The sequence below is a fragment of the Moraxella nonliquefaciens genome (assembly GCF_001679005.1).
Lineage (GTDB): Bacteria > Pseudomonadota > Gammaproteobacteria > Pseudomonadales > Moraxellaceae > Moraxella > Moraxella nonliquefaciens.
Genome location: NZ_LXTW01000012.1, coordinates 154583 through 178293, shown reverse-complemented (window position 1 = coordinate 178293; position 23711 = coordinate 154583). Strand labels below are relative to the sequence as shown.

Annotated in this window: 24 protein-coding genes and 1 tRNA gene; 7 read left to right on the top strand and 18 right to left on the bottom strand. The window is 40.9% G+C overall.

Annotated elements, in window-relative coordinates; all coding sequences use genetic code 11:
* Positions 1 to 45: 45 nt before the first annotated feature.
* The 3 genes from A7456_RS04985 to A7456_RS04980 all read right to left on the bottom strand — a co-directional run bounded on the left by A7456_RS04985 (position 46) and on the right by A7456_RS04980 (position 2642).
* On the bottom strand, positions 46 to 1134 hold the full coding sequence (locus A7456_RS04985; protein ID WP_067008216.1) for a hypothetical protein: 1089 nt from the start codon (positions 1132 to 1134) through the stop codon (positions 46 to 48).
* A gap of 320 nt (positions 1135 to 1454) precedes the next feature.
* Positions 1455 to 1580 (bottom strand): hypothetical protein, encoded by a 126-nt coding sequence (locus tag A7456_RS11895; RefSeq protein ID WP_265091092.1) that lies wholly within the window; start codon positions 1578 to 1580, stop codon positions 1455 to 1457.
* A gap of 396 nt (positions 1581 to 1976) precedes the next feature.
* Positions 1977 to 2642 (bottom strand): DUF4230 domain-containing protein, encoded by a 666-nt coding sequence (locus tag A7456_RS04980; RefSeq protein ID WP_067008619.1) that lies wholly within the window; start codon positions 2640 to 2642, stop codon positions 1977 to 1979.
* Positions 2643 to 3003: 361 nt separating this feature from the next.
* Between A7456_RS04980 and A7456_RS04975 the strand changes: the two genes are divergently transcribed.
* Positions 3004 to 4731, top strand: a complete 1728-nt coding sequence (locus A7456_RS04975; protein WP_067008213.1) for a proline--tRNA ligase — start codon at positions 3004 to 3006, stop codon at positions 4729 to 4731.
* Positions 4732 to 4800: 69 nt separating this feature from the next.
* Here A7456_RS04975 and queF read toward each other — a convergent pair whose 3' ends face one another.
* The 4 genes from queF to A7456_RS04955 all read right to left on the bottom strand — a co-directional run bounded on the left by queF (position 4801) and on the right by A7456_RS04955 (position 8246).
* Positions 4801 to 5658: an NADPH-dependent 7-cyano-7-deazaguanine reductase QueF gene (gene queF / locus A7456_RS04970; RefSeq protein WP_067008212.1), complete on the bottom strand. Its 858-nt coding sequence runs from the start codon at positions 5656 to 5658 to the stop codon at positions 4801 to 4803.
* A 131-nt stretch (positions 5659 to 5789) separates the two neighbouring features.
* Positions 5790 to 6560, bottom strand: coding sequence for an ABC transporter permease (locus A7456_RS04965; protein WP_067008211.1), 771 nt, complete (start codon positions 6558 to 6560; stop codon positions 5790 to 5792).
* Between the two features lie 38 nt (positions 6561 to 6598).
* A complete protein-coding gene (locus A7456_RS04960; protein ID WP_406946780.1) occupies positions 6599 to 7531 on the bottom strand; it encodes an ABC transporter ATP-binding protein in 933 nt (310 codons plus the stop codon).
* Between the two features lie 169 nt (positions 7532 to 7700).
* A complete protein-coding gene (locus A7456_RS04955) occupies positions 7701 to 8246 on the bottom strand; it encodes a c-type cytochrome (RefSeq protein WP_066888863.1) in 546 nt (181 codons plus the stop codon).
* A gap of 192 nt (positions 8247 to 8438) precedes the next feature.
* Between A7456_RS04955 and A7456_RS04950 the strand changes: the two genes are divergently transcribed.
* Positions 8439 to 8515, top strand: a tRNA-Arg gene (locus tag A7456_RS04950).
* On the opposite strand, the gene A7456_RS10925 is transcribed toward A7456_RS04950, so the two are convergent.
* Entirely contained in the window at positions 8494 to 8763 is a 270-nt protein-coding gene (locus tag A7456_RS10925) for a helix-turn-helix domain-containing protein (RefSeq protein WP_082995448.1), read from the bottom strand. The genes A7456_RS04950 and A7456_RS10925 overlap by 22 nt on opposite strands.
* A 97-nt stretch (positions 8764 to 8860) precedes the next feature.
* On the opposite strand from A7456_RS10925, the gene A7456_RS11380 reads away from it, so the two are divergent.
* The 4 genes from A7456_RS11380 to nadS are packed head-to-tail and all read left to right on the top strand — an operon-like array spanning position 8861 to position 10673.
* A complete protein-coding gene (locus tag A7456_RS11380) occupies positions 8861 to 9208 on the top strand; it encodes a hypothetical protein (RefSeq protein WP_158512482.1) in 348 nt (115 codons plus the stop codon).
* Positions 9108 to 10013 (top strand): zonular occludens toxin domain-containing protein, encoded by a 906-nt coding sequence (locus A7456_RS04940; protein ID WP_158512481.1) that lies wholly within the window; start codon positions 9108 to 9110, stop codon positions 10011 to 10013. Before A7456_RS11380 ends, A7456_RS04940 begins: the two co-directional genes overlap by 101 nt.
* 56 nt (positions 10014 to 10069) lie before the next feature.
* A complete protein-coding gene (locus tag A7456_RS04935) occupies positions 10070 to 10399 on the top strand; it encodes a type II toxin-antitoxin system RelE/ParE family toxin (protein ID WP_062498575.1) in 330 nt (109 codons plus the stop codon).
* Positions 10392 to 10673, top strand: coding sequence for a NadS family protein (gene nadS / locus A7456_RS04930; protein ID WP_062498565.1), 282 nt, complete (start codon positions 10392 to 10394; stop codon positions 10671 to 10673). The genes A7456_RS04935 and nadS overlap by 8 nt, the downstream gene beginning before the upstream one ends.
* A gap of 255 nt (positions 10674 to 10928) precedes the next feature.
* Here nadS and gloA read toward each other — a convergent pair whose 3' ends face one another.
* From gloA to A7456_RS04880, 10 genes are all read right to left on the bottom strand, one after another.
* Positions 10929 to 11462: a lactoylglutathione lyase gene (gloA, locus tag A7456_RS04925; RefSeq protein WP_066888869.1), complete on the bottom strand. Its 534-nt coding sequence runs from the start codon at positions 11460 to 11462 to the stop codon at positions 10929 to 10931.
* 115 nt (positions 11463 to 11577) lie between these two features.
* Entirely contained in the window at positions 11578 to 12201 is a 624-nt protein-coding gene (locus tag A7456_RS04920) for a carbonic anhydrase (RefSeq protein ID WP_066888871.1), read from the bottom strand.
* Positions 12202 to 12250: 49 nt separating this feature from the next.
* The gene (locus A7456_RS04915) at positions 12251 to 13282 is read right to left on the bottom strand and encodes a hypothetical protein (RefSeq protein ID WP_145916063.1); all 1032 of its coding nucleotides are present in this window, start codon (positions 13280 to 13282) and stop codon (positions 12251 to 12253) included.
* 64 nt (positions 13283 to 13346) lie between these two features.
* Positions 13347 to 14450 carry a 3-dehydroquinate synthase gene (aroB, locus tag A7456_RS04910; RefSeq protein WP_066892204.1) on the bottom strand — a complete coding sequence of 368 codons (1104 nt, stop codon included), beginning with the start codon at positions 14448 to 14450 and terminating at the stop codon, positions 13347 to 13349.
* A gap of 67 nt (positions 14451 to 14517) precedes the next feature.
* Positions 14518 to 15129 (bottom strand): shikimate kinase, encoded by a 612-nt coding sequence (locus A7456_RS04905; protein ID WP_066888959.1) that lies wholly within the window; start codon positions 15127 to 15129, stop codon positions 14518 to 14520.
* A 120-nt stretch (positions 15130 to 15249) separates the two neighbouring features.
* Entirely contained in the window at positions 15250 to 17388 is a 2139-nt protein-coding gene (locus A7456_RS04900) for a type IV pilus secretin PilQ (RefSeq protein ID WP_067008203.1), read from the bottom strand.
* A 34-nt stretch (positions 17389 to 17422) separates the two neighbouring features.
* A complete protein-coding gene (locus A7456_RS04895) occupies positions 17423 to 17953 on the bottom strand; it encodes a pilus assembly protein PilP (protein WP_227713290.1) in 531 nt (176 codons plus the stop codon).
* Positions 17953 to 18762 carry a type IV pilus inner membrane component PilO gene (locus A7456_RS04890; protein WP_082995445.1) on the bottom strand — a complete coding sequence of 270 codons (810 nt, stop codon included), beginning with the start codon at positions 18760 to 18762 and terminating at the stop codon, positions 17953 to 17955. Before A7456_RS04890 ends, A7456_RS04895 begins: the two co-directional genes overlap by 1 nt.
* A complete protein-coding gene (locus A7456_RS04885) occupies positions 18759 to 19637 on the bottom strand; it encodes a PilN domain-containing protein (protein WP_067008198.1) in 879 nt (292 codons plus the stop codon). The genes A7456_RS04890 and A7456_RS04885 overlap by 4 nt, the downstream gene beginning before the upstream one ends.
* On the bottom strand, positions 19637 to 20695 hold the full coding sequence (locus A7456_RS04880; protein ID WP_066892115.1) for a pilus assembly protein PilM: 1059 nt from the start codon (positions 20693 to 20695) through the stop codon (positions 19637 to 19639). The genes A7456_RS04885 and A7456_RS04880 overlap by 1 nt, the downstream gene beginning before the upstream one ends.
* A 275-nt stretch (positions 20696 to 20970) precedes the next feature.
* On the opposite strand from A7456_RS04880, the gene A7456_RS04875 reads away from it, so the two are divergent.
* Positions 20971 to 23685 (top strand): penicillin-binding protein 1A, encoded by a 2715-nt coding sequence (locus tag A7456_RS04875; protein WP_067008195.1) that lies wholly within the window; start codon positions 20971 to 20973, stop codon positions 23683 to 23685.
* The last annotated feature ends 26 nt before the right edge of the window (positions 23686 to 23711 follow it).

Genomic DNA, 23711 nt, shown 5'->3' with positions numbered 1-23711 from the left:
GATAATTGTATGATAAAAATACAGATATTGCAAATTAAGATATCATCATAATCCCAACTTACGACGCAGACGTGATAAGAAACCCAACTTCTCTTGTTGCTCGGTGGTTTTTGGTTCAGGTTTGGGTTCACTGGCGGGAATGGGTTTGGCAACTGGGGCGGTCGGTGCTGGTACGGTCGGTACTGGCGTAATGGTGGTACTGATATTTTGGTAACTATTATCCGTCAAATGCTGAGAGAACAGCAGTGAGGCAATCACCTTTTGAACAATAAGACGGCTCAGTCCTGTACGTACCACAATCTCATCTACCGTGCGTGCTGTATCTTCTAAGGCAACCATCGTTCGCAAAATGATGCGTCTGTCGGCATTGTTATCAGGTTTTGCCCACGAACGCAACTGGTGACGGGCTTGGGGATTGATAAGCGGTAGTAACTTATCGGAATTTACCCATGCAATCTGATAAAGCCACTGATTCATGTCTATGGCATGCTTAGACTCACCTGCCATCCCGCCATACACTCGCAGTCGCCACGCCGTTACATCTGCCACTTTGGCACTTTTTAGCCACACCAACTGGCGTGCCCCATCAATGACAGCCAACACCTCACCATCTTGGGTCAGCTCAAATAAAGACTTAGGGCGAGTATGCAACGTTTTAACCAACTCTATCAAATCATTCATCTTTGCTGTGGCAGGCTGTGCTTGTTGTGCTGTCTGAGTAGACTCGGCTGTTTGGGCTGTCTTAATGGGCGTCTCAGATGTGCTTGGCGTCTGATAGGCCAATCCTTTTAAGACACTTACTTTTTGGTGCAGCCATTGATTTAGGTTGTTGATTTGTTTTAGGGGCAATACCAACAAATCATCAGTGATGCCACCATCGCCTGCCAGATTACGACAAAGGTATAAAATGGGGGTGCGTGGATGGGCATCAATGAGTTTTTGTACGCTGGCAGAATGTTTAAAATCTTGATTGATGACATATAAATCCACATCATCAACCTGAGCAGATACCCAATCCAAATCCACATCCAAGCGTAATAAAACACGCAGATAACCCTTAAAAGTAATTTGGTCGGCAGGGCTGATACCAACCATGGCAATACGCATCGTATTTTTGCTATCAGTACTCGTCATGATATACTCTTAACTAACCAAAGCGACTGCTTTGAGATTATTGATTAAATTACCTAACGCCATTATTTTGATATTTTTGATAAAGAAAATATTTGCTTAATCTTGCAATTAATACAACATACATCAATCAACCTTTGATTGATGCTTTTATATTATCCCAATATCAACATTGCAACATCAAATTTAATTAATACGACCATGAATGATAATTGTTGATTTTAAATAACCCCCAAAAATTCAAGTAGAAAATTTTAAAGGTCAATAAAATACCATTATCTCATGTCATGCTAAAAAATTTGGCATGGCATTTTGGCAAGGCGTTAGGGTGAAGCTTCATCAGAAGCGAGACTTTCTACAATACCAGATTTTCCATTTACCCCAAAACCATCAAAAGATGGCGACAAATCATCAGAATGTTCAAATTTGCCACGAGCAATTTTATTCAAGAATTTAAGGTTTTACAGGAAGTCTTTTAAAGTAAGGTTGTTTGCACGATACAAATAAGAATAATTATTGAAAAATCTGCGATTCCATTGATAATGATGACACAGACAGCGATGTCATTAGTCATGTGTTACTGTCATTAATCAATAAAACTTAATTTTAATCAATAATTTTCTCAAAATCAGGCACATATAAAAGCCATTTATAAACGGATAACAATAAAGATAAATTCAGCAAACTTTCGCTGACCGTATTTTATAACATAATTTAGTTTACGGCTATACCAAACAGTATGAATATTTTACCTTTGGGTAATATTTTTATACCCATAAAATTATTATGGATATAAACCACAAGGCAAGCACGCCCATTTTAAGCAATGTGGCATGCCAAATCATTCATACCCTGCATGCTCCCACATCACCCTTAACGGTTACCGTCGCCCCTGTCAAGGCAAATAAGCCCTTGATTTGATGGGTGGCATTATTGGTAGCAAGTGTCATGATATCACCTTGACATGCTTTTTTTAGCACCTCGGTTTTGGCGGATATTTGGGCTTGATTTAGGATTTGTGGGTCATTATTAGCAACACCAAATAACCCTGTTTTCCAGTCATAGACCTGAATGTCATCAAGAAAAACTTCAAATACCTGCGATGGGGGCAAGGTTACGGTAATGTTGGCGTGCGGGGCGACTTTGGGATCGGTCTGAGGGTCAAAGGTAACAACCACGTTTTGTGCCGTAATTTTTTCTAAATCCACGCCTGCCAAAACACGTCCTTTTGCCACAAAAAGCCCTTTTTGTTCGTCCTGCCAAAGTTTGTACCAATTACCCTCTTTTTGGGCAGTGATGACCGTATCCACGCTAAAAGCAACGGTATTTAAGCGAGCCATTTTTTGAATCTCAGTAACAACACCATCTCGGCTAATGGCAGATACGGCGGGCTCCTCGGTGAATTTTAGCGTCCAAAAAATCGCCAAAAACACAATCATCGCCATGACAGCCACGACACAAAATAAGGTGAATTTATTGGTTTTTTTGGATTTTGGGGTAGGCATAATCATGTGTCTCCCTGTATGGATGGATGAATAAAAAAGTAAAATAAGGGTAAAATAAGGGTTAAAGAGTTGGTGTCTTTGGTTATCATAACATTTTATGGGGAAAAATTTGTGAAATTTTAATAAAAAGACTTGCACAGTTACCAAAGTTTACTTTAATATAATACGTTTTTACCAAATGTGAAATTTGGGGCATTTTACCAAACCATTTTAGCGATGTGATAAAATTTGGACGTATGGGATGAATGTTATGCCAAAACACCCTACTTATGCCCTGCTCCTACATGAACAAAGTAACGCTAATTTGCTTTGCCAATCCTTTTAAAGTGCAAAACACAACCTAAAATATCAATCAGTGAGAATTATCATGAAAGCCAGCCAATTTACCCTAGCCACACTTCGTAACACCCCAAGCGATGCTGATGTCATCTCCGCCCAGCTGATGATAAAGGCAGGACTGATTCGCAAACTTGCCTCAGGGCTTTATGTGTGGATGCCCATGGGCTTGCGTGTATTAAAACGAGTTGAAAAAATTGTCCGTGAAGAGATGGAACGTATAGACGCCCAAGAACTGCTCATGCCTGTTGTCCAACCTGCCGAACTGTGGCAAGAGAGTGGGCGTTGGGAGGATTATGGGGCGGAGCTACTTCGCTTTAAGGACCGCCATAATCGTGATTTTGTGCTAGGCCCCACCCACGAAGAGGTTATTACCGACATTACTCGCAACCAATTAAATAGCTACAAACAGCTGCCTTGTACGTACTATCAAATCCAAACCAAATTCCGTGATGAGATTCGTCCACGTTTTGGCGTGATGCGAGCTCGTGAATTTACCATGAAAGATGCTTATTCGTTTCATATTGACAAAGACAGTCTTGCCCAAACTTATCAAGATTTCTATGATGCTTATGAACGTATTTTTACTCGTTTAGGGCTTGATTTTCGGGCGGTACAAGCTGATACTGGCTCAATTGGAGGATTTGCCAGCCATGAATTTCATGTGCTTGCCGACAGCGGTGAAGATGACATTGCATTTAGCACAGAGTCGGATTATTCAGCCAATGTAGAGCTTGCCGAAGCGGTCTGTATCACCACACGCCCTGCCCCAAGCAAACCACGTACGAATGTGGACACACCAAATATGCCTACCTGTCAAGAAGTGGCGGAGTATTTGGGCTTAGACCTGACATGTACGGTAAAAACGCTCATCGTCAAAGGCTCACACTCAGATGATGCCCCTGACATGCCAAAGCTGGTTGCTCTTGTGCTTCGTGGCGACCATACCCTAAACGAGTTAAAAGCACAGAAGTTACCACAAGTCAAAGCACCCCTAGAAATGGCAACAGAGGACGAGATAAAGACGGCAGGTCTCATCAAAGGCTATATCGGTGTGGACTTAGCACAATATGGCATGACTGTGATTGTTGATAAAAGTGCTTCGGTCATGGCGGATTTTGTCAGCGGTGCAAACATCGCCAACAAACACACCACAGGCATGAACTGGGAGCGTGATGCTGTCTACACAGAAGTGGCAGACATTCGCAACGTCGTAAACGGCGACCCGAGCCCTGATGGTAAAGGCGTGCTACAAATCAAGCGTGGCATTGAGGTTGGGCACATTTTTCAGCTTGGTAACAAATACTCACACGCCTTAGGTTGTACTGTACTTGGCAAAGAGGGCAAGCCTGTTACACTCATGATGGGCTGTTATGGCATTGGTGTGAGCCGTATCATCGCAGCAAGCCTAGAACAAAACCATGATGACAAAGGTTGTCTATGGGCAAACACCCCAGACCCTGCCGATAATATCGCACCTTTTTATGTGGCTGTCGTTCCCATGAAGTCCAAAGATGGCAATGCCGAAGCTAAGGCAGATGAGCTTTACAAAATCCTAAAATCAAAAGGTGTAAACGTTCTACTAGATGACAGAGACGAGCGAGCGGGTGTTAAATTTGCTGATTTGGAGCTGATTGGCATTCCACATCGTATTGTTGTCTCAGAGCGTAACCTGACTGATGGCAAATACGAATACGCCAAACGTGGCAGTGATGATAAAGCGTTGTTAGAACTGGATGAGTTATTAGCAAAGTTTTGATTTTTAATATGTTGACAGCGGTATATCCAAAAAGGCAGACCAGACGGTTTGTCTTTTTTTGTTTGTCTTTTATTGACGAATCAATCTTAGCATCTGCCCCCTATTGGCATGAAAAACTCGTACAGGGTTGATATCAATGCCTCCACGTCTGGTATAATTTGCCAGCACTTTTAAGGAGGTTGGATGAAAAGACATCATCAAGTCAGCAAATATACGCTCTACGCACTGCTCATGAAAACCGTTATGTTGCCTAAATGACAAAATGTATTTTAATACATCGCCAAAATCCAATTCATACTCGCTTGTTATTTCAATTTGCACCGTCCCCCAATCAGGTTGATTGGTTACAGGGCAGTTTGAACGTAACAGATTGCTATAAAATTGATATGTTTTTAATTCACCTTTATTGGCATTTTTCAAAAAACCATCATCAATATCATCGGTTAAAATAACCTCATCGGAAAAATCATGCAACGCCTCATCAATACAAATGCCCATCGGTCTTGCAATGGTCAGCTCATCACTGTCCATCTCAATAATCTCTACACCCACATCAGCACCCACACAAATGGATAAATCTTTTTGCAAAATGCTTTTTAATTCATTGATATGATGAAATTTGGTAAAGTTTAGGCTATTTAGATACAACTTTAATGATTTGGATTCTATAATATTTGGTGAATTGGCAGGGATGATAAAGCGAGCCATTGCCACTTGTGAGACACCAATAGGGTTTAGCCACGACAATTCAAAGGCTTGCCAAATATCAGCACCTTTTTTTAAGTCATCATCATATTCATTAAAATCAAAATTCACCTCTTTTAAAATCTCATCTCGCCCGATTTGACGAGATATGGGATATAAAATAGCAGGGTCATAAGTTTTTGAATAAGTGGTACTCTCACCTAATACGCCATGAATACTCATTATATTTACCTCAATCCAGTGGAAGTATTTACCATTGATGGCATTTTATTAAAATTTGACGAATGTTTAATATCATTCAATTTATCATCACATGATTATCTGCCATTGTATGAAAATATGTATTAGTAATATCAAGAGATTCGAATTCTTTTACCATCTTTTAGTATTTTATACGCCACACCGTAAAACAATACACAAAATACCAAAATTGCCAATAACGAATAACAAACATTGACATCAGAATGCCCCAATATGCCATAACGAAAAGCATTGACCATATATACGATGGGGTTTAGTAAAGATAAATTTTGCCAAAAAGATGATAAATTCTCCAATGAATAAAATACACCGCCCAAATAAGTTAAGGGCGTTAAAATAAAACTTGGCACAATAGAAATATCATCAAAAGAATGGGCAAATACTGCATTAACAAATCCACCCAATGAAAACAACACAGATGTGCCAATAATGGTAATAAGCATGATCGGAAAATGACTGATTGTTAATTGGGTAAAAAATAATGCCACAATACTCACAATTAACGCAATGGCAAGCCCACGAAACACACCACCGCCCACATAGCCCAATAATATGGCATGCTTGGAGATGGGCGAGACCAACATTTCATCAATACTGCCATGAAATTTGGTGCTAAAAAATGATGAAACCACATTAGAATAACTGTTGGTAATGACCGACATCATGATAAGACCAGGCACGATAAATTGCATATAACTCACGCCTCCCATCTCTCCGATACGAGAACCTATCATTTGTCCAAATATTACAAAATATAACGTCATGGTAATAACAGGGGGCAATAAAGTTTGAGGCCAAATACGGACAATGCGTTTTATTTCTTTAAATAGTAAGGTGTTAAAAGCGACTAATTGACTGTTCATGATTTTCCTTAATAATATTAATATATTTTTTCCGTCATTTATTTGCTATTTTGAGAGTGATTGTCTACCACTCCCATAAATAATTCTTCTAGGCGGTTGTTTTTATTTCTCATGCTAACAATTTGGATATTAAAATCATTTAATTGGCGAAATACATCATTTAGATTTTGGTTTTTATTAAGTGTAATTTCTAGGGTTTTATTATCCGATAAAGTTATGTGGCTGATATTATTGATGGTTGGCGTGTTATTTAATTCATCTTTTAAATCAAATACAAAAGTTTCTAACGATAACTGCGTAAGTAGTGATTTCATATCGGTATTAATTAAAATCTCACCATGATTTAATATGGCAATGTATTTACATAACTGTTCAGCTTCTTCTAAATAGTGAGTGGTCAAAATAATGGTAGTGCCTTCATTTTTATTCAAGTGTTCAATAAAATCCCACATAGAACGACGCAATTCAATATCTACCCCTGCGGTTGGTTCATCTAATATGAGCAGTTTGGGGCGGTGTATCAAGGCACGAGCAATCATCAAACGGCGTTTCATACCGCCAGAGAGCGAACGAGCCTTTTCATCTTGTTTATCCCAAAGCCCCAATTCTTTTAATAAAAATTGCGCCCGAGGTAGAGCATCTTTCTTTTTTATGCCGTAATAGCCTGCTTGAATGATGAGAATGTCCAAACATTTTTCAAATTGATTAAAATTAAATTCTTGGGGAACAATGCCCAAATAGGATTTGGCAAGGCTTGGATTTTTGTGCAAATCCACACCAAAAATCTGCACCGTACCATCTGTTTGTGGAAATAATGAGCTAATAATACCAATCATGGTGGATTTACCCGCCCCATTAGCACCAAGCAAAGCAAAAAATTCACCTTGTGGCACAGTCAAATCCACACCTTTTAGGGCGGTAAAGCCGTTAGGATAGGTTTTTTTAAGGTTGGATATTGTTAAAGCTGGCATGGTCATGGTTTTTAAAATTATGTTTAGGCTGGGTGTGTTTGGTCAGTCATGTTTTGCATGGGTGTTATCTTATATGGTATAAAAATATGATATAAAAATTACCAAAACACAGCAAAGACAAATCGCCTAAGTGGTTGCCCACCTAAGCCATTTGGTGTCATTAGATAAATTATTGAGATTGAGTGATGATATAATCAACCGCATTTTTTACTTCATCATCAGAGATGTCTGCACCACCACGGGCAGGCATGGCATTAAAGCCATTGATGGCATGGTCATACAAAGTTGTCTTACCTTTGGCAATACGTGCTGTCCAGTCAGAGGTACCTATTTTGGGAGCTCCTACCAAACCTGCATCATGACAAGTGGCACAGATTGCCTTATAAAGTTGGTCACCTGGACGAGCCACACCCTCTACCGCAGGAGCCAGTACGGTGATGTTGATATCACACTCTTCACCATCAAAGCAAACTTTACCCACAGGGGCAATACGTGCCACCAATTGTGGATACATGGCAATGAGCTTTTTGACCTGAGCACTGTCCTGCACAATGGGTTCTTTTTTGGCTTGGGCTTGTGATGCTTCTGCAACTGCGGTCTCTGCCTGAGCTTGGTTGGTCGCTTCTGCATTGGCAGGTGCTTCACTTGCTTGACCTGTCGTCATGCCAAAAATTGCCAACAATGTGGCAAAAGATAAAGTTACAATTTTTTTCATTGTCTTATCTCGTTTAGCCTTGAATAATCTTGTTATTCTGGGTTTGGGAAAATTACCCCTGCTATTATAAGGGAAAACAAGGATAAAATGCCATGTTTTTTATGTAATTTGTAAAAAATTAGCAATATTTTTTAGCATGTTAAAAAAGTATGGTAATTTTGGTAAAATTTTGCTAGAATATGGGATTAAAATGTGCCTGTAGCTCAGTTGGATAGAGTGTTGGCCTCCGAAGCCAAAGGTCGTGGGTTCAATTCCCGCCAGGCACGCCATTTAGAAACTCCCAAAGGTGTGCATTTTCAGGCTCTAACTCTAATTTTGCTTGATACAAAGTATCTGCCTTATCTAGTCCCATATACTCCGCAAGCCTAATGATTGTTTCATCGTTGGGCTTTCTTTTATCCCCTGTTTTGTAGTTTTTGAATGCTGATAATCTTTGCTGTGTTAGCCCTAAGATTTCGGCTAATGCTGTTTGATTGCCTGCTTTTTTTGTTGCATTATCAAAAAGTTGTGAAATCATAAAAATTCCCCTTGGGTTTAAACCCCTTTGGGTATATAGATAAGATTATACCCCTAACCGCCAATCTTGGCAAATTCTCACAATGTGGAGTGGCAACATGAAAAATCTATTCTCAATCTACGACCATCAAGAAACACTTATTGAGCTGTCAAACAAGACTTCAAAACTACGCATTTATAAAAGCGTTGGCAATAATATCAAGGTTTGTGCAACCCTAAACGGCTCTGATGATGACTTCTTCATCCCTGCCAAACACTTAGACAAACTTTTGTCATACAAAAGCATTCATCACGCTTATAAACATGCAAAGTGTTTTGAGCTTCCCAACACCAAAGAATTGTTTAATGCCCACATTGACAACCTTATCGCATTGGATAAGGCACATAAGGCACAAAGCCAATCCAATCCAAAAGACAATAAAACCCTACACAAAATCTCGTTATGATAATGAGATTTGTGATGCCCTGCAAATACACCGTCACACAGGGCATGATATTTTTGGCATTACTCAATTTCCTGTATTGCTACATCCCAATTTTAGGGCGGTTGTTGGCATGCACCATCATTTACATCGGGGGTGGGGTCTATCATCAGCGACCATTTTTAATTGGGCTTATTGTGTTGATTCCTCAAATGCTCCAAGCAATAAAAAGTTAGCCGAACACACCGAACGCTTTAATTATGATAAAAGCGTTTACAAGTACTATAAATCAGCAACCATTCACACCCACAAAAAACGCATTCCCAAAAACTTATTTTTTATTATTTTTGGTGTTATTTTATTTGGCTATTTTGCTGTCAAAATGCTATTTTTTAATGATAACTTTTTTTCTAAAATTTATGGCGTAGAACAAAAGTCTACCAAAAAAACACAGCAAGATGATGCCATCAATTCAACATTTTCATTATCAACCGATAATCAAAACAGTTCACAAAGTGAATCAATCACTCAAAATAACCATGAACATCATCAAGATGAATTACACAACCGTCGCTTGTTTTTATGCCAAAGGGATTTACCAGAAGATTACATCATCAGACATCAAGACCCCATGTTACAAGTAAGGGGTGTTATGAAAATGGGTAATGATTGCATCGCATACAATTCTTATGGCAACCGCATGACATTACCAATCAATGAATGTCTAGATTACATCAATAATGGCAAAGTTTATCACTCTAAAACAAATAGCTTTACCAATAATGCTGATTTTGATACAACCCAAACCCAATCTGAAAATAGCTCTTGACTTATACCCCAATGGGTTATATAATATCATCAAATTAGGAGCTACAAATGCAGTTATTGACCTTTATTGAAACCAGTATTTTTACAAAAGCCATTAAAGAATTATTTGATGATGATGAATATCGCAAGATTCAAAATGAGCTGTTAAATGACCCACAAAAAGGGGATTTAATTCAAGGTACTGGTGGACTTAGAAAGATTCGTTTTGGTCGTAACAGTGGCAAGAGTAGCGGAGTTAGAATCTTATATTATTATACAGATGAATTTGGTCGCATTTATCTGTTTGCGGTTTATCCAAAATCCGTCAAAGATAATATTACTAATGCTGAAAAAGCGGTTTTTAAAACCCTTATCACCATACTAAAACAGGAGCTTAAAAATGGATAAGCAACTATTTGATGACATCGTCGCTTCTATGAATGAAGCCATTGCCATTACAAAGGGCGAAATTGCCCCAAGTCGTACATTCACCTATGAACGCCCAAACATCAAAGACATTCGGGCAAAAACAGGGCTATCACAAACCCAGTTCGCCCAGAAGTTACATATTAGCCCTAAAACGCTTAGAAATTGGGAACAAGGCATTAGAACACCAACAGGCCCAGCCATTACCCTAATTAGATTGCTTGACAAAAACCCTGATTTAATTAGCATGGCTTAACTTATTCTGTTTTGCGGTGTAATGTCGCACCGTAAAACAGGTTAAATCTATGAATTTTGAAAAGCTATCTGATATCATCAAATACTATCAGACTTATCATTTAACAAAGTATAAATACACCTATCGGCTTGCCCTACCATCCATCTAGGTGCAAGTACTTTTTTGACCATGTAGATAAGATTATAAACAATTAATAACCAACAACCAAAAACACGCCCAAAAGCGTGTTTTTGATTTTAGCCATTTGCTTAAGTTTTAGCCTTTTAACTCAATAATCTCTATCCAGTAGCCATCTGGGTCTTTAATAAAGGCAATGTCTTTCATATTACCATCCTCAGGGCGTTTTTGGAACACGACATTGTTTTTATCAAACCATGCCACCGCCTCCGCCAAATTGGGTACAGCAAAGCAAATATGCCCAAAACCTTTGGGGTCGCTGTTGCTGTCATGATAGCTAAAATTGGCATCATTTTCAGTGCCATAGTTGTGTGTCAGCTCTAAGATGCCACGTTGGCGAGAAACATAAGCGGTCAAATCACCAGCAGCAGGCAGATTGTCACGCTCATCAGCGGTCAATTTTGCCAAAAAATATAGGTCAAATTCGGCATCAGGAAACTGACTGTGGCGTAATAGGGTCATTCCAAGCACGCCAGTATAGAATTCTAGTGATTTGGCAGGGTCTTTGATACGTAGCATGGTGTGATTAAAAGTAAAGTTCTCAGATGCTGTTGGAATGTCTTTGACGCCATCAGCGGTCAAGGCTTGGTCAGGCTGGGGTATGAAAGTCATTAATTTCTCCATTTAGGTTGATATTTGATTGACATTTAATCGATAAAACACTTAGTTGGGATAAGGCAACAAGATTTTGCCACATCGGTAGATTTTAATAAACCTATTGATAAAATCATTCAAAAAAGTTCACTTTACCAGTGGCAACATCATACTCTGCACCGACAATGGTCAATCGTCCGCCATTGACCATATCCTCCAAACTGCGTGAGCCTGATTTTAATTGGCTAACCGACAGTCTTACATTGGCACGCACAGCACGGTCAATAAACTCATCCATATCTATCTCGTTGCCATCTGCGGTTAATATCTCATGTAGATTGTATACACTGGGGCGGATTCTGTCAACAATGGATTGTAAATTGGGCGAATAATACTGCTCAGGGTTGATGAGTGTTTCCACGCATGCTGTTACCGCGCCACAGTGGCTATGTCCAAGCACAACAACAAGTTCGGTACCGAATTTTTCAGCAGCAAACTCTACCGAACCGATCTGACTTGGGGCAACCACATTACCCGCCACTCGGATCACAAACATTTCGCCCAATTTTTGATCAAAAATCAACTCCACAGGCACACGAGCATCCGAACATCCTAAGATAATCGCTGATGGTAACTGCTCTTCTACCAATATGGGCGGGGGTTGGTAATGTTCTTTGGCATTTGTGATTTTTTCAATATAACGCAAATTACCTGCTTTTAATTGTTCCAATACCATCTGAGCATTCAAATTTTTCATTGCATACCCTCATTCATTCTTTGGCAGTGATTATTTGCATGCATGTCCATCATTCATCACCTGGTATCACGGATGTATTCATACCAGAGATGGGTGGGGCAGGTGTCAAATCAGCAATATTTACACCTTGGGCGGATGGTTTAGATTTGGGCTGAGTTTGTTGTGGTTTGGGCTGTTTTGGCATTTCTTTGGGTGTGATGGTCGGTGGCATTTTAAGTTGTTCATTGGCATTAAGACGATTGATTTGTTCATTGGGCTGTTCATTAGGTCTGGCACTGGGCTTAGTATTAGATTTGGCAGTAGGTTTGGCACTGGTCTTAGTATTGGACTGTTCATTAGGTTTGACTTCTTCATCAAAATCAGCAACCTGTTCTTCTTTGACGGTCTTAGGCTCGTGTATTTTTTGGCTCATCTCTTCTTTTGGTGCTTGGGCGGGAATTTCTTTTTCGGTAGGTTGTAATTTTACCAAACGTGGTGCCTCCTTAGAAACATTCACAAGCATCTCTGGACGTTCATAATTATCTATCATGCTTACATAACGACTCATCTGTTCGGGCATGGGCATGATGCTTTTGGGCAGTTCAAAATCTATCGTTTTTATCGTCCCCAGTGCCTCTTGGGTGCTGCCCATGATGCCATAGGTGAGAATATAACGCTGTTCGTTGTTGGTATTATAATAACGAAAATAGGCAAATTTTTCACGGTCATTACGCCTTTTGAGATATTCGGTAATGATTTCATTTTGAGCCACATCCATCACTTGCACCGTCCAGCGTTTTTTATTATTCTCAAAAAATTTTTTGTCTTTAAATTCGGCAGGATAATTACGCAAATCTTGCACCACTGTTGTAAAATCAATGGGTGGCACCTCCCTTGCCAACTCATTTAAATGATCAATTGTTAGGGGTAAAGCAAAGTCTTCTGCCACCACTTGGGTCTTTTTGCGTTCTTTGGCAGTCACTGGTGTGCCATCAAAGAGTGACATAAAAAACCACAATATCAACATAATGCCTGCCATAACAAGCCAAATCAATGCTTGTTTTTTGGATTTTTTATGAATCATCGCCATACTTTGGGTCATGGTATTGCCTTTTTTATGTGGGCATGTTGAATTTTTATCACACAATAAGCCCTGCCGTCTAAAATTAATAAGCAGTGCCATCTAGCACTTGCATGAGTGTCTTTATATCAAAATCTTTGGTTACAAATGCCCGACCGAGCTTTTTTAACAAAACAAGGCGGATATTGCCATCTTGTACTTTTTTGTCATGCCCCATCAAATCTAATGCCACAGATGATTCTATATAAGGCGGTTTGACTGGCAAATTAAAAATTTGCAATAAATCAATCACTCGTTTCATCTCATGCCAACCAATAAAGCCCAATTTGTAGGACATCAGCATCGCCTGCACCATACCTACCGCCACTGCTTCTCCGTGAAGCCAATTACCATAACCCATGTGCGTCTCAATGACATGTCCAAAGGTATGTCCAAAGTTGAGTAAGGCACGCACGCCTGATTCTCGCTCATCACTGGCGACGATTTGTGCTTTATAATCACAGCAACGATACACCATGTCACTTAGTATCTGGGCATCTCTGGCGTTGATTTTGATGGCATTTGTTTCAAGCCAATCTAAGAAATCTTTATCAAATATCAAAGCGTATTTTACCACCTCTGCCAGTCCTGCCGCAAATTCTCTTTTGGGCAACGTATCAAATGTACGCATGTCTGCCAACACACAAGCAGGCTGCCAAAATGCCCCAATCATGTTTTTACCAAGCGGATGATTAATGCCTGTCTTGCCACCTACCGATGAGTCCACCTGTGCCAGTAGCGTGGTTGGTACTTGAATGAAGTTCACGCCACGCATAAAGCTTGCCGCTGCAAACCCTGTCATGTCACCAATCACTCCACCACCTAGGGCGATGAGCGTACAATCTCGGGTGAAATGATTTTTCATCAGCATGTCATAAATAATATTGATATATTCTTGGTTTTTATATTGCTCACCATCTGGCAAAATACAACTTGCCACGGTCAAATGCTCCGCCATCAAGTGGTTGGTTAAATTCACCAAATACAAAGGAGCAACTGTGGTATTAGTAACGATAAGTACTTGCTTGCCCTTGATAAAAGGCAAAATGGGACTTGCCAAATCCATATCATCTGCACAGCTGGTACCGATAAAAATGGGATAGTCATGGCTTTGGGTATGAACGCTAAGTGTGCTGGCAATGTGTGTCATGGGGATTTATTCAAAATGGTCGGTAAAATAAGAAATGGGTAAAATAAATAAATCATTTAAAAAGCGATTATGTTGCATTTGACTGATTTTCAAGATTTTTGGCATAAGCAGTCAAAAGGTCTAATATCTCATTCATCATCTGTTTGGGATAAACATGTCCTGTGGTAACCGTAATGTCTGCCACTTTTTGATATAAAGGGGCACGTCTTTGGTAAAGGTTTTCTAAAACTGCTCTGGGATTGTCATTTTGCAACAAAGGGCGATTCTTGTCTTTTTTGGTGCGATGGATTTGGGTGTCCACGCTCGCATCCAAAAAAATAACCAATCCACGTTTTAGATATTCTCGATTGCATTCACGCTCAACCACACCACCACCTGTTGCCAATACGATGTCTGACAAGGCAGACAGTTCATTCATGGCACGACTTTCTCGCTCACGAAAACCCAACTCTCCTTCTTTGGCAAAAATCCAAGGAATGTCCGCTCCTGCCTTTTTGCTGATATAACAATCCACATCCAAAAAGGGGCGTTTTAGATGCTTGGCGAGCAGTTTACCAATGGTTGTCTTGCCCGCCCCCATAGGCCCTACCAAAAAGATGGGGGGCAATAGATGGGCATAGTGATGAATGGGTTTTTCAACCAAAACCTCTACAATCACCGCCGATGATTCTACATTCATAATCAAATCACTAAACATAAATGCCTTATCATACAAGGTTTGGGTAATGATGACCAGTGGTTTTTTGTGAACACAAAAAAGCAGACCAAAGAGTCTGCTTTTTCATCCAAATCATTAATATCAATAGCGACTGATACCATCATTGACGATGCGTGGTGTAACAAAAATAAGCAGTTCTTGTTTATTATTTAGTCTGACATCATTTCTAAATAAACGCCCCACACCTGGCAGATCGCCTAAGAAAGGTACTTTATTTTGATTCTTACCAATGGTATTTTTAAAGACGCCACCCAATACCACGGTCTGACCATCTTCCAAGACAACATTAGTATTAATCTCATCTGTGGTAAGAATTGGCACGCCCAAGACCCTATCGCCAGAGTCCGCAGAGTTGGTAATTTGTAATTGTAGACCAATTTTACCCTCTGGGGTGATGTTTGGTGTGGCAGACAGAGCCAAGGCTGCTTGTTTGAAACTGACGCTCGTTGCACCGCTGGCTGCTGCCTCTTGATAAGGAATCTCTATCCCAGATGATATTTTTGCCGTTTGCTTGTCGGTTGTTAAGACCTTTGGTGAAGAGATAAGTTCCCCTTTATTATCCGCTTGCATCGCTGATAACTCCAAGCCCAGTGCATAGTTATCAATGTTTAAAAGTCCCAGCGATATGCCGCTTGTCGCTGTAACACCCAAATCAACAGCAAAGTTACCAAAGCGTGATTCGGTATTTGAAGAAGACAAACCATTCATGCCACGAATGTCAAATTTGTTACCAGTTCTATTAAAACCCCATTTAACACCCAGCTGTTTGGAGAACGAATCCGACGCGTTCACAATGCGAGCTTCAATCATGACCTGCTTGACAGGAATATCAATGGTTTCAATCAATTGGCGTACATTATTAATGCTTCGTGCTGTATCATTAATAATGATGGTGTTAGTGCGAGCGTCAAAGGTGGCATTACCACGTGGGCTAAGCAGTGAATTGTGATTGTTAGCTGAACCAATTGTGCTACTTGCACTGCCCACTCTGCCTATCAATTCATGGATATCCTCTGCTTTGGCATAATTTAGGCGAATGTATTCTTGACGAATGGGTTCTAATTCATCCACTCTTCTGGCATCTTCTAACTCTTTGATTTCCTCAGCGGCAATCTCGCTGGCAGGAGCTATCAAAATCACATTACCATTTTTACGCTGACCTAAGCCTTTACTTTTTAGGATGATATCCAAGGCTTGATCCCATGGTACATTAATGAGTCTTAGTGTGATACTGCCTTGCACAGAGTCATTGGCAACAATATTTAAATAACTCTGACTGTCACTGGCATTATCATTCACAAATTTTGCCAACACATCTAAAACGGTACGCACCGAGACGTCTTGGAACTCCATAGACAAAGGTTCGCCAGTATACACTTTCTCTTCCAGGGTAGGTTCACGCAAAAGCTTAGGTGGCAATACTGAAATGTTTAGGGTTGAACCTGACTGATACGCTTGATACTCAAAATCATCGGTCATGTTGATACTAATCACACCATTTTGACCTTGGTTGGTCGCATTGATATCTGCCACTAAGTCATTACCAGCGATGCGTCTTATTAAATGGCGTGGAATGGTCGCACCTGTGGTACGAATGACCAATTTATTGCCCTGACGTTGCACATCCACAGGAATGTTTTCATTGGTGAGATTGATGGTAACATTGGCACTATTGGTATTGCCTGTATAATTAATTGACGAAACGCCATCATAATTGACAGCCAATGATGCAGCGGTTGGTGCAAGCAGTGGATTTACTTTGACCGTCATCGGCTGATCAGATGCTAAGGCAACAGATGAGCTTGATGATGCTTGATTAATGTTTTTTTGATTGGCATGCTTGACATTGACAAGCAGGTGATTATCCTCGATGCTACTGGTGTAGTTTGCTTGCTCTTTTAAATCAATCACCAAACGTGTCATTGAGCCGTTGTTTAATGCGGTTATTTCATTGACCACACCACGATTAATTGGCATGTTTCTTGGCATCCCCTCACTGTCTACTTGATTAAAATCAAGGGTGAGCTGTTTGCCACCTGCCTGCTGATAAGCAACAGGAGACACAGGCTCACCATCAAAAGCAATCTTAATTTGTGTCGTATCAGCACTGATTTGGCTGGCTGATAGACCTTGGATGGTCAAAGCATGTGCCTGAACCGACATGAAACTGATTGCCAACGCAGAATAAGCAAAGGCGGATTTTTTGTTTAAAAAATTCATTATTTTGTCCTCAGAATAAATCTAGTTGGCTCTATTAATTTGGTGACACCAACGAGGTGGTTTTTTCAACGTATTGCTCATCAACATCTTTAACAATCTCAAAGAGATTGATTTGTGTTGCTGTAATCTCAGCGATACGACCATGGTTTTTGCCCAAATAATTATTTTTTTGAACATCATGAACCATGCCATTTGGTGTTTGTATCAATCCAAATTCCTGTCCATTGGGAGCGGTTACTTTGCCACGATAGATAAGCTCAGCCAATTCATAAGATTCAAGCGGTTCTTTTGTCCGATTCTCATCTGGCTTCACCGAAGGTGCCTGCTCAATTTTTTGTTGGCGATTACGCAAACTTTGTGTCACAAATGGGTCTGATATGCCATTGGCAACATAAGTAAAATCTTCAATTTTGAGCAACTCTGGTGGCGGTTCAATGGCTTGCGAACCTTGACTTCTAATTTCTTGCATTTCTGACTCGGCAACACTGATGCGATCAGTACAACCTGTCATCCATAGGAACGCCAGCAACAAACTGACACCGACCTTAGAAGAATTGTTTATCATCATTGCTCTCCTTCGGTTGTTGCATTTACATCCACACCTTTGGAGCGGTAAGTTTTGGTTTGCAACACTAATTGTAACTCAGGCATTCTATCAAGCGATGGCTGAGGATTTTTAATCTCAAAATCATGCATGGTAATGATTCGTGGCAGTGCTGCAATACCACTGACAAATGAACCAAACTGATGGTAATCGCCCAAACCGATAATCTGGATCGGCTGTTCAATGAAAAACTCTTGTTCAACCTCACCTTGCACTGAAATGTCTTGGAAACGAACCCCACTGCCACTACCTACCATATTAATACCATCTACCAATTCAGGCACACGGGTGTCAGTAGGCAACTGCGCTAACAGGTCAGCAAAATCAATTTTCATTTGTTCTACCTGCTCTTCATAAGTTTGTAGATGGCGAGCTTTGGATTCTTTTTCTCTATACTGTTCTAATAAAACCGATTGCTGCGCCTCTGTTGCTTTAATTTCATCAAGTTTTTTAGAGACCAATACAAACCAAGCAAGTGCTAAAATGAATGCCACCAACATCACTAAGATAAAAATCTTAACTGGCATTGGTGCAGAGCCGTAGTTTTGAGCATTTAAGGAATTGACCTCGGCCATGAATTTTTTGGAATCAAAAGCGGGCTTTTTAGGCTTAGCACCTACTTTTTTACCTTTGATTTTTATTTTAGACTTACCCAAACCTTTTGGCTTTGATGTATTTGCTTTACCCAGTTTGATTTTTTTGTTGGTACTCTCTTCTGGGGTAGCGGTCGCATCGGTTGCTGATTTGGGTTTTTTAAAAGGTGATTTCATGATTGACCTCCTACCTGAGTACTGCCATTTGTAGGTGCAGGTTGTACATTTTGGGTGTTAGGCGTATCAGCTGTGTCTGTCCCTGCCACACTATCAGCAGGTTCAAGGGTGGGTGCTGTCTCGCTTGTGGTTGAAGGTGTTTGACCTGGGGCGTTATCAATACCAATGGTTGGTACTTCGGGCAATTCTTGATTGCTCATGCCTTCACCGTCCACAATAGTGGGGGGCAGAGTAACGTTTTCATCAGTTGCATCATCAGGTTCATCTTTGGTGTCTTGGTAATGAATATTAGTAGTTACCACAAATTCTACATAACTCTCCTCAGGGTAGATGGAACGCACGCCTGCACTGGCCACCTGTTGAGAGGGTGTATTTTGATAAGCTTCAATTTTACTCTTAATGCTCACCACCGCCGAACCATCCAACCATTCACTGGCATTTAGGTTACGTACCAAATTTGCCACAATGTTGGGATTGGCAGCAAAACCTGATAATGTAATCACATCGCCTTCACGCTTTATGCTAACCAAATACATGGTATCTTTTGGAACCGCACGAGCAATGTTATCCCACACACGCACAGGCACCGAGCGACGACCTTGCAAATCTTGAATGACTTTCATCTGAGATAGCATCTGCTCACGTTGGGCATCCAAATCTTCAATAGATTTTAGAGCAACATCAAGCTGTGCATTAGCATCCTCGATACGTTGATTGGCATTTTGTTGATTGGTCAATTCCCTACTCAAAAGAGACAAAATCAAAATCGTTGCCAAAATGGCAAGTCCAGCGGTAGCGATTAGCAAGAGATTAAACTCTTTATTTCTAAGTTCACGCTGCTCTTTACGCCAAGGTAATAAGTTAATACGTGCCATCAGTCAAACCCTCTTAAAGCCAAACCACATGCCGCCATCAGGCTTGGTGCATCTTTTTGGAGCATGGCAGTGTCAATGCGTGAATCAATAGACATGCCCTCAAAAGGATTTGCCACAGACACCATACCTCCAACACGTTCTTGTACCATCTGTGCCAGACCTGGTAATGTAGAGGTGCCACCACATAAAATGATGTGATCAACATTGTTATATTCGCTGGATGAAAAATAAAACTGCAATGAACGGCTGATTTGCTGGACGATATTTTCCATAAAAGGCATCAGCACACCCTCATGATAATCAGTAGGCAAAGTATGTTCATGCTTACCGATGGTAGCATCATGATAAGGAATGCTATAACGTGCTTGAATCTCTTCGGTCAGCTGAGCCCCGCCAAAACTTTGTTCACGGTTATAGATGAATTCTCCATCTTTGGCGATATATAGCGTAGACTGCTTATGTCCTAGGTCAATGAGTGCCACCACCTGTGGCTCATTAGGTAGATTATCCACCATCAGACCAAAGACACGCTCAATGGCATGAGACTCAATGTCCATTACCTTGGTTGTCAATCCACCCATCAAAAGCGTTTCAACACGTTGTTCTACATTCTCAGAACGAGAAGCAGCAAGCAATACCCGAACCAAATCAGGGTTGGTTATGGATGGTCCTAATACTTCAAAATCCATATTCACCTCTGAGAGTGGATATGGAATGTACTGCTCTGCATCTAGCTTAATTTGTGCTTCACGGTCAGCATCAGACATGTTTGCTTCCATGTCAATAACCTTGGTGATGACCGCTGAGCCTGATACCGCCGTTGCTGCATCTTTGGCACCAGCACCAGAGCGACGCACCAAACGAGCGATGGCCTCACCCACTTCTTCGCTATTGACAATATTTTTATCAACAACCCAACCCGGCTCTAATGGCTCAACGCCGTAAGACTTCAAATGAAGTCTTGCTTGTTGCTTTGTCAGCTCAACAAGTTTCACAGAAGTGGTACTGACATCTAAGCCGATAAGATGCCGACCCTTAGGAGAAAAAGATAGTCTCACAGACTTTATCCTTATATTATATTTTGATGCCAACTGAACAAAACAAAAACAGCATTGTTTCAGTTATAATAGTGGCCTTTAAAAGTACAACACGTTACTGTTTTATATCAAGATACCAACTTCACAGTTTTATTTACCAGTTTCGTCGGAAATCTGCTATACTTAGCGGTAATTTTAACATGATTTTTTCAAAATTAACATGCTTTGTAACGCATTCTTTACATAAAGAATATGATACAACATTTTGACAACAATTTTAACCACCTAAAAACGCTATGTCTCAAAAAAATTCTGCCGTTCGTCTGATTTCTTACCTAAAAAATCTAATTTTGGCAATTTTTGCACTGATTTTAATCTTGGTGCTAACTTTTCCAATTGGCTTTTATGGCATGGCAATGTATCTAGAACCGAGCTTACCAAACATCAAAGAATTAAAAACCATGCCCCAAGAGATGCCCTTGCAAATCTATACCGCAGACAACAAACTCATCGGACAATATGGCAACAGATATTCATTGCCTGTGGCATATGAAGACATTCCTGAGACGATGATTCAAGCGTTTTTGGCAGCAGAAGATGATACCTTTTTTGAACATACTGGCATTAGCGTTAAGGGGCTTGGACGTGCCATTACCGAGATGATATCAACCACGGATGGACAAACGGGCGGTTCTAGCATCACCCAACAAGTCGCCAAAAACTACTTTCTAAGCCCCGAGCAGACCTTTGAACGCAAACTCAATGAACTGTTCATCGCACGCAAAATAGAAAGCCAGCTCAATAAACAAGAAATCATGACCTTGTATGTCAATAAGATTTACTTAGGTCAAGGGGCTTATGGGATTCGTGCTGCTGCCAAACGTTATTATAGCAAATCTTTGGATAATTTGACCATAGCTGAGATGGCAATGTTGGCAGGCCTACCCAAAGCCCCATCCGATTTTAACCCCGTCATCAATCCTAAACGTGCCTTAGAGCGACGTAATTGGATTATTGGACGTATGTTTGCCGAAAATTATATCACCAAAGCACAATATGATGAAGCACTTGCCGCTGATATTGGACTAAACATGTACCAAGAACGGTTAGATGTCAATTTGCCTTATATCGCTGAGATGGCACGTTCTGCCCTTGTTGAACGCTATGGCAGGCAGGTCATGGACAGCGGTTGGCGAGTGCAGCTGACCATTGACAGTGCTGACCAATTAAAAGCAAGGCAATCTGTGTTAAATGGCACTTATCATCACAATGCTTATGCCAATACTACTTATCGTGGCGTTGAAGCATTGACAGGTGATTTGGCAAACTTTAAGCCCTTTACGTTTAGGGATGGTGAGCGTTTTGATGACATGCTACCTGCCAAAGTTGTGGCGGTTAAAAGTGGTCAAATCCAAGCCAAACTCCAATCAGGCGAGACGGTGCGTGTCATCATGAACATGCACTATGCTGACAACAAAGTTGGGGGCAAACGTCGTGGCTTTGGCACCAATTTGGTTGCTGGCAGTCGCAAAGAGCTAAAACCTGCCATTGAAGTGGGCAACATCATCAGAGTAAGTAAGCAAGGTAACAGCTGGTATGTAACTCAGCCACCACGCACCCAAGGGGCATTGGTAGCAATCAATCCCCAAAATGGTGCCTTAGAAGCAGTGGTTGGTGGCTTTCATTTTAACCAAAGTAAATTCAACCGTGCCACCCAGGGTTATCGCCAACCGGGTTCTATCATCAAACCTTTGGTCTATGCCGCCGCTTTTGAAAACAACCCCAAACTTAGCCCCAATGACATAATCTCAAATGCCCCCATCATCATTGGCAACTGGCGACCCAAAAACGCTGGCGGTGGCGTGGGTGGTGCCGTCCCCATCTCCAATGCCTTAGCACGCTCACTAAACCTGCCCTCCATTCGCATGATGCAAAAAGCAGGTGTTGAACCTACTCGTGAGATGTTATCTTATCTTGGATTAGAAAAAAATCGCCTGCCACAATCTTTGGCATTGGCACTGGGGGCAACTGATGCCACGCCCTTACAAATGGCAACCGCTTATGCCACTTTTGCCAACGGTGGTCATCGCATTCAGCCTTATATCATTGAACGCATTTATAATTTTCATAATGAAACCATCTTTCAGGCCAACCCTGCCCAGGCCTGTGCTTCCTGCTTTAACAAAGAACTAAGCAAAGTAAACACTCGCCTACTGGACGGTTTTGGTCATACAAAAAACGACACATCAGCCCAAGATACAGATGATAAAACCAATAACAAAGACAGAAAAAAAGAACAGGATTTACCAAAGAATATTGACCGCATCAAAGAGATGATCACTCGTCTCAATGCTGGTAAAAAAGAGCTAGAAGCACGCCAAAATGACCATCATCACAAATACCCAACTTTGGATGCCGCCCCCATCTTTGACCGTCTAAACCCCAAACAAGCCATCCAGTATGGCATATCAGAGCAAGCCCCACGTATCCTATCGGTACGTACAACCAATCACATGAGTGGCATGCTAAAAGGTGTGATGACAAGTGGTACTGGCAGAAAGGGCAATTTCCGCTCTGACTTAGGTGGCAAAACTGGCACAACCAACCAAGCCAAAGATGTGTGGTTTGCTGGCATTCAGCGTCATCATGTGGCAGTGGTTTGGCTAGGCTATGATGAACCAGCATCGCTCGGCTCTGGTGCTTTTGGTGGTACACTTGCCATGCCCATTTGGATTGATTTTATGAAATATCAGCTAAGAGATGAGCCCATCAATTGGGTGAATGATACCAATATCGCCAAGAGCAAAAAAAGCGAACAAAGAGTCATCAGCATCACCGATGACAATGAAGCTGCTGCCATAGAAGAGATGCAAGATGAAGCAAAAAAAGAGCATTTGGCACAAGAAGCAGAAAAAGCCCTTAGTGATGAACTCTTAGGCGAGGACATTGCTGAGAGTTCAGGCGATGAGATTATCTTTGAAAATAAGAACAAACCCACTGGCGAGCAATAAAACCGAACATGGCTTTGATGGGTCAT